Source organism: Vibrio sp. 10N.222.52.C12 (assembly GCF_041474215.1).
Lineage (GTDB): Bacteria > Pseudomonadota > Gammaproteobacteria > Enterobacterales > Vibrionaceae > Vibrio > Vibrio crassostreae_C.
Window position 1 is genome coordinate 1 of the sequence record NZ_JBFRTR010000191.1, and the last position, 6,459, is coordinate 6,459.

At 43.8% G+C, this 6,459-nt stretch carries 6 protein-coding genes and 4 tRNA genes; 7 read left to right on the top strand and 3 right to left on the bottom strand.

Annotation, left to right across the window (positions count from 1 at the left end):
* Nucleotides 1–570: 570 nt before the first annotated feature.
* Nucleotides 571–1,911, bottom strand: a complete 1,341-nt coding sequence (gene pssA, locus AB4623_RS23505) for a CDP-diacylglycerol--serine O-phosphatidyltransferase (RefSeq protein WP_372147468.1) — start codon at nt 1,909–1,911, stop codon at nt 571–573.
* A gap of 91 nt (nt 1,912–2,002) precedes the next feature.
* Complete coding sequence (locus tag AB4623_RS23510; RefSeq protein WP_017059798.1) at nt 2,003–2,434, bottom strand: GNAT family N-acetyltransferase; 432 nt, start codon at nt 2,432–2,434, stop codon at nt 2,003–2,005.
* Between the two features lie 66 nt (nt 2,435–2,500).
* Between AB4623_RS23510 and murB the strand changes: the two genes are divergently transcribed.
* Together murB and birA are read left to right on the top strand one after the other, a co-directional pair.
* Nucleotides 2,501–3,547, top strand: a complete 1,047-nt coding sequence (gene murB / locus AB4623_RS23515) for a UDP-N-acetylmuramate dehydrogenase (protein WP_102429266.1) — start codon at nt 2,501–2,503, stop codon at nt 3,545–3,547.
* A complete protein-coding gene (gene birA / locus AB4623_RS23520; protein WP_017059800.1) occupies nt 3,544–4,509 on the top strand; it encodes a bifunctional biotin--[acetyl-CoA-carboxylase] ligase/biotin operon repressor BirA in 966 nt (321 codons plus the stop codon). Before murB ends, birA begins: the two co-directional genes overlap by 4 nt.
* A 7-nt stretch (nt 4,510–4,516) precedes the next feature.
* Here the strand turns inward: birA and coaA are convergent, their stop codons facing one another.
* A complete protein-coding gene (coaA, locus tag AB4623_RS23525) occupies nt 4,517–5,440 on the bottom strand; it encodes a type I pantothenate kinase (protein WP_017066910.1) in 924 nt (307 codons plus the stop codon).
* A gap of 210 nt (nt 5,441–5,650) precedes the next feature.
* On the opposite strand from coaA, the gene AB4623_RS23530 reads away from it, so the two are divergent.
* From AB4623_RS23530 to AB4623_RS23550, 5 genes are all read left to right on the top strand, one after another.
* Nucleotides 5,651–5,726, top strand: a tRNA-Thr gene (locus tag AB4623_RS23530).
* 44 nt (nt 5,727–5,770) lie between these two features.
* Nucleotides 5,771–5,855 (top strand) — tRNA-Tyr (locus AB4623_RS23535).
* Nucleotides 5,856–5,894: 39 nt separating this feature from the next.
* Nucleotides 5,895–5,969: transfer RNA gene (locus AB4623_RS23540), tRNA-Gly, on the top strand.
* Nucleotides 5,970–5,982: 13 nt separating this feature from the next.
* A tRNA-Thr gene (locus AB4623_RS23545) sits at nt 5,983–6,058 on the top strand.
* A 94-nt stretch (nt 6,059–6,152) separates the two neighbouring features.
* Nucleotides 6,153–6,459, top strand: a 307-nt coding sequence (locus AB4623_RS23550) for a GTP-binding protein (RefSeq protein ID WP_243645911.1), incomplete at its 3' end; no start/stop codon positions are given.

Below are 6,459 nucleotides of genomic sequence, written 5' to 3' on the forward strand. Positions count from 1 at the left end.
TTTACTTTAATTGGTATAAAGACACCTAGCCCCTGCACTTCATGCTATTCCGGCACATATCAGAAAGCCTAGTCTGACGACTAGGCTTTCGTCGTTTCCTGCGTATGTGTTTTGGGTTTTAGTAGTAGATCCTTATCGCTAGCTATGAAGTACTTCTCTATATATCGGGAGGTGCTGCTTGGGAATATAGGTGGTCACTTCTAACTCTTAAGCTAAATAGAGCAGAGCACTAATCTGATTGTTTTACTATGTGAAATTCTCTATCGCGTACGTACTTCGCCCTAAGGAGTGAGACTTTATTGCTTGAATACGTAAAGGGTAATTGTCGATTATGTTCGTATTGGTACTCGTTTAGCTGCTATCTAAACCATACCTGATACACGTATCTGGAACCCTGAGACTGACTAAGGAAAAGGTAGGATGCTTAACACTTCAAGCTATCACACTCACTGTGCATAAATAGAGATGTTGATTCGAAAGACCATCAAACAAACCTAAATAGCTATCTCGTAGATACAAAAACGCCTAGCGTTTGCTAGGCGTTGATAAATAGTGTCTCTAATACATCGACTACAGTATTTGCTTAAGCACCCTATCGGCTTTCACACGAGTGATCTTACGAATCAACTTCTGAACTTCCATCGGGTAGCTCTCTACCTTGTCTAACTGCTTATAAGTACAGATAAGCTGAGTGTGTTGAAGGATGTTATCCACTTCAGCCTGAAACTTGTCTGTTAGGTGATGGTAGTTATCTTGGATAAAGATACCGTTCTCTAGATCCAACTTCCATGCGCGTGGATTTAGATTATTACCTGTTAGTAGCATGTAGCGCTTATCTACCCAAATGCCCTTTAGGTGGAAGCTATTGGAATCGTGTTGCCAAAGTCGAATTGATAGATTACGGCTAGCAATATGAGCTTCATTCGCTTTAGCGAAACGGCGTAAGTTCAGTTCGTAAAGGTATGGCAAACCACCAATCGTTTTAAACTCTTCTTCTGGTGAGATAAAGAAATCATTCGCTGTCTTATCACCAACAACAATGCTGACCTTTACGCCACGCTTAAGTGCTTTCTTCACTTCTTTAGCTAGGCTAGGTGGGAAGTTGAAGTAAGGTGTGCAGATGAAGATTTCATCTTTAGCTTGAGCGACGAGTTGGTTGATTCCCTGATTCAGACGGTTACGTCTTTTACCGATACCAACCAATGGTGTTACAGCCACTTGCTCTGCTGAAACCTCTTGCCCTTCGAATTGATACTGAGACCTTGCCAATGATGCTCGAAACTGACGAATCGCTGGTTTCAGTTCTTTGGTCGCAGGCTTGTTCTTATCAGCCAGGTCATAAACAGCGCTGTCCGCAACCATCTGTTCGTGTACGTAGGCAAACATTGAGTCAGCAAGAGCTGCATTGTTTAAAACATGGTAACGATCAAAGCGATAGCGGTCATGGTAATTCAGATAGATATTGTTAAGGCTTGCACCGCTGTATATCACGCTATCATCGACGATAAAGCCTTTTAAGTGCAATACGCCAAAGACTTCTTTGCCGCGAACGGGAATGCCATAGACAGGCACAGAATGTTGATATTTCTCTGCGAACTCTTTATACATGGCTGCATTGCCTTCAGAAGACTCTGCGCCAATCAATCCACGCTGCGCCCGGTGCCAATCGACACAAACGCTCACGTCTAATTCTGGATTCTTTTGCTTTGCTTCATATAAGGCAGTTAGGATCTCACGGCCAGCCTCATCATCTTCAAGATACAAAGCGACTAAACTAATACGAGTCGCTGCGCGAGATATTTCATCAAGTAGGCGAGTTCGAAACTCTTGCGCTGATAGTAGTACTTCAAACTTGTCAGGATTCTGCGCTATGGTTGGCAACTGTATGAATGGATTCCTACTGGCAATCATATTGACTGTTTTACCTTAAAAATATGCAAAATTGCGAACCTTTAATTTTACCAAAGGGATAGCACCAAATACTAGATAATCGAGGCATTCTCTAACAATTTTGCTGATAATGCATAGGAATGAGATCTTTTCCGCTATTCGAATAGCGCTCGTATAAAACTCTTAAACCATTTGGTAGATCTTTAGGGTCTACTTGTACGAATTTGTGTCGCGCGTAAAAATTGGTGAGATGAGCGTACGCAAAGCAGTAATCATCTTCCGTAAGCGTATGTTGCGCACAATAATCCATAAGCTGGGAGCCTAATTGCTGACCACGATGTTGTTTTGATATCGCCATACCGGTAAGTAAGCGATTATTTTCTATTGTACGAAAACGCACGACACCGCACAGTTCGTTATTCAGCAATAACGAATAGATCAGTTCACTCTTATTCGCTTTTCCCGTTGGGTAATGTTCTTTATAGAAACGTTTAACTAGGGGAACCTTTACTGGGTCTAATTGAGTAATGATGACATTGTTCATTCAGTCACTGCGCCATTGGTTTATCTGCTGTAGAATGACCGCAGTGTAAGTTAATTGAATATCGCCATGCAATTCCATCTCAATGCTAGTTTAAAAAATGTTCATACTTTTTCCATCGATCAGACGTGTGATGCGTTGGTTGAAGTCACCACTACCGAAGAACTTATTTCGCTTTACAAAGACCCTAAATGGTCAGCTTTGCCTAAGTTAATACTGGGTAAGGGCAGTAATATGCTTTTTACTGAGCACTTCGCTGGCCTGGTCATCGTGAATAAATTAGCCGGGATTGAGCTGGCCGAGACGGACAGTCATCACCTACTGCATGTGAGTGGTGGCGAGGATTGGCCAAGCTTGGTTGAGTGGAGTGTGGATAAAGAGCTGGGTGGTCTAGAAAACCTAGCAATGATACCCGGCTGTTCCGGCTCTGCTCCGATTCAGAATATTGGTGCGTATGGTGTTGAGCTACAAGACGTATGCGAGTATGTCGATATCCTGTGTCTGGATACTTATACAGTTAAGCGATTAAGCAAAGAAGAGTGTCTCTTTGGTTACCGAGATTCTATTTTCAAACACGCTCTCTACGATAAAGCGATTGTTGTTGCGATTGGTTTAACGTTGCCGAAAGAGTGGGAGCCATGCAATCACTATGGCCCGTTAAAAAGCCTAGCAGCCGATACGCTCTCCCCTCGCACTATATTTGATGAAGTGTGTGCTATCCGTTCAAGTAAGCTGCCAGACCCTAGAGTACAAGGGAATGCGGGTAGCTTCTTCAAAAACCCTGTGATCACCAAAGATCATTTTGATCGCTTGTTAGCTCTATATCCAAATATGGTTGGTTATGAGAGTAATGACATGATCAAAGTTGCTGCTGGCTGGCTGATTGATCAATGCCAGTTCAAGGGTGTGACAGAAGGTGGCGCTCAGGTTCACCCCAACCAAGCATTGGTTATTATCAATTATGATGAGGCTTCTGCTGTGGATATCCTTAAGCTTGCAGAGCGAGTGCGCCAGTCCGTTTTGAATAAATTCGATATTCGATTGGAACATGAAGTGCGCTTTATGGGACGAGACTGCGAGACAAACTTGGATAAGGCTTTGGAGTCATTGGCATGAGAGAGCACAGTACCAAGCTTGCACTATTGAGATGTCTTGCTGACGGTGAGTTTCATTCAGGTGAAGACCTAGGTGAAATGATTGGCGTATCACGAGCGGCTATCAGTAAGCACATTAAAGGTATTCAAGAGTGGGGTTTAGATATCTACCGAGTACAAGGCAAGGGTTACAAACTAGCCAGTCGTTTGGATATGCTTGACCAAGACAAATTGTCTGCAGTTAGTCGCGATGCTTCTCTTGAACTCATTCCCATCATAGGTTCTACAAACCAACACCTATTAGAGCGCACTAACACCCTCGAATCGGGTTCTGTCTGTATTGCTGAATATCAAGCTGCGGGTCGTGGACGCCGTGGACGAGAGTGGGTATCACCATTTGGTGCAAACCTCTATCTTTCAATGTATTGGAGACTCGACGCGGGGATGGCTGCCGCAATGGGCTTAAGCCTTGTGGTTGGTGTAGCTGTTGTTGAAGCTTTGGAAGAGATGGGCGTAGAAGGTGTAAAGCTTAAATGGCCGAACGACCTTTACCACAATGACAAGAAGCTTGCAGGTATCTTGGTCGAGCTGTCAGGACAGTCTGGCGGCGCTGCGCATATTGTGATTGGTTTAGGGCTAAACCTATCCATGGATCCAACAACATCAGGTATTGGCCAGCCATGGACTTCCCTTAAAGAAGTGTGTGATGGGAAGGTGCCAGACCGTAACCAGTTAGCGCAGGCTCTGATCAATGCTTGGGATAAGTCACTTGTCGACTACGAGTTGAAAGGAATGTCCAATTTTTTAGAGCGTTGGAACCGCTTGGATAATTTCTTAGGTCGCAATGTTAGATTGATCATTGGACCTAGAGAAATTGAAGGTGTTGTTCAAGGCATCGATGAACAAGGTGCTGTATTGCTCAAAACTGAGAATGGTGTCGAGAGCTATATTGGTGGCGAGATATCGCTAAGAAAAGGCGACTAAGGCGTTACTATTTTCTTAGTAACACTTCTTCAACCATATGATCTGCGCCTTTACGTAGAATCAGGTGAGCCCTTTCTCTTGTCGGAAGGATATTTTGTTCAAGGTTCAAGCCATTAATTGAACTCCAGATACCTTCTGCTTTGTCCAATGCGGCTTGGTTCGATAATTTAGTGTAATGACTAAAGTAAGAGCCAGGCTTAGTAAACGCGCCATCGCGGAATTTCATAAAGCGATTGACGTACCATTCTTTGATTTGTTGGCTATCAGCGTCAACATAGAGTGAGAAATCAAGGAAGTCTGAAATAAACACGCGATGTGGCTCGTGTGGATAATTCATTCCGGTTTGTAAAACATTAAGCCCTTCAATAATAAGCACATCTGGTAGGTCGACGCACTTAACGTCATCAGTAATATTGTACGTAAGATGCGAGTAAACAGGGGCTGTGACATTTCTCTTGCAAGCTTTTACATCCGAAACAAAGTTCACTAAACGCTTGATATCGTAAGATTCAGGAAAGCCCTTTTTGCTCATCAACCCTTTCTCTTCTAACACCTCGTTTGGATATAAAAAGCCATCGGTTGTCACTAGTTCAACTTTTGGGTGGTTTTCCCAGCGAGAGAGTAGGGCTTTAAGCAGACGCGCAGTGGTACTTTTGCCAACAGCTACGCTACCCGCAATACCGATGATAAAAGGTGGCGCTTTCTCTTTCTTATCTAGAAATTGGTGGAGTACCGAGTTTCTATTCTGTCTGGCTGCCACATAGAGGTTCAATAGACGAGATAACGGTAGATAGATCTCTACTGCCTCTTCCATTGTGAGCTTTTCATTGATGCCTTGAAGCTCTTTTAAGTCGCTCTCAGAAAGTGTCATCGGAACTAAATTCCTTAGCTCAGACCAACGTTCGCGGTCAAATGACATAAATGGGCTCATACAAAACTCTATAGTGGATAACAAAACAAGTGCATGGAAAATACATCAAGCGATAGATAAATAAAATATCTTCCTGTACTAGATGCGGGTTAAAGACGTAAACCTTGAGCTAAATAGCCGTATGTAGGAGTTTGGTCAGAGAATTTTGCACTTTTTTTCAATTTACTATTGCAAGGTGGAAAATCATTCAATAAAATGCGCCCCACTTGTGCCGACTTAGCTCAGTAGGTAGAGCAACTGACTTGTAATCAGTAGGTCACCAGTTCGATTCCGGTAGTCGGCACCACTTTCTCCCTTCCTATAAGGCAAGCGAGAGAAAGCTCAAAATTTGGAGAGGTTCCCGAGTGGCCAAAGGGAGCAGACTGTAAATCTGTTGGCACTGCCTTCGATGGTTCGAATCCGTCCCTCTCCACCATATTCTAAAGGTTAAATAGCTCAAACAGAGTTACGTGTTGCGTGCATCGTATAATGGCTATTACCTCAGCCTTCCAAGCTGATGATGCGGGTTCGATTCCCGCTGCACGCTCCAACTCATTTTGTGTGCTGATATAGCTCAGTCGGTAGAGCGCACCCTTGGTAAGGGTGAGGTCCCCAGTTCGACTCTGGGTATTAGCACCAGTCTAAAGCTTCTTCTCCTTTAATAAAGAAAACCATTTTTTTGGTTGCGTGGTCTTATTTTAAGCCACCTAATCCGTACCTAGAGGGACACCCCATGTCTAAAGAAAAATTTGAACGTACGAAACCGCACGTAAACGTTGGTACTATCGGCCACGTTGACCACGGTAAAACAACTCTAACTGCTGCTATCTGTACTACACTTGCAAAAGTGTACGGTGGTGTTGCTAAAGATTTCGCATCTATCGATAACGCTCCAGAAGAGCGTGAGCGCGGTATCACAATCGCAACTTCTCACGTCGAGTACGACACTCCAGCACGTCACTACGCACACGTAGACTGTCCAGGACACGCGGATTATGTTAAAAACATGATCACTGGTGCAGCACAAATGGACGGCGGTA

What these genes read in the sequence shown, in the direction of transcription:
- birA (WP_017059800.1), top strand. Translation starts at nt 3,544, where the DNA reads ATGAGAGAGCACAGTACCAAGCTTGCACTATTGAGATGTCTTGCTGAC.
- AB4623_RS23510 (WP_017059798.1), bottom strand. Translation starts at nt 2,434, where the DNA reads ATGAACAATGTCATCATTACTCAATTAGACCCAGTAAAGGTTCCCCTA.
- pssA (WP_372147468.1), bottom strand. Translation starts at nt 1,911, where the DNA reads ATGATTGCCAGTAGGAATCCATTCATACAGTTGCCAACCATAGCGCAG.
- murB (WP_102429266.1), top strand. Translation starts at nt 2,501, where the DNA reads ATGCAATTCCATCTCAATGCTAGTTTAAAAAATGTTCATACTTTTTCC.
- coaA (WP_017066910.1), bottom strand. Translation starts at nt 5,440, where the DNA reads ATGAGCCCATTTATGTCATTTGACCGCGAACGTTGGTCTGAGCTAAGG.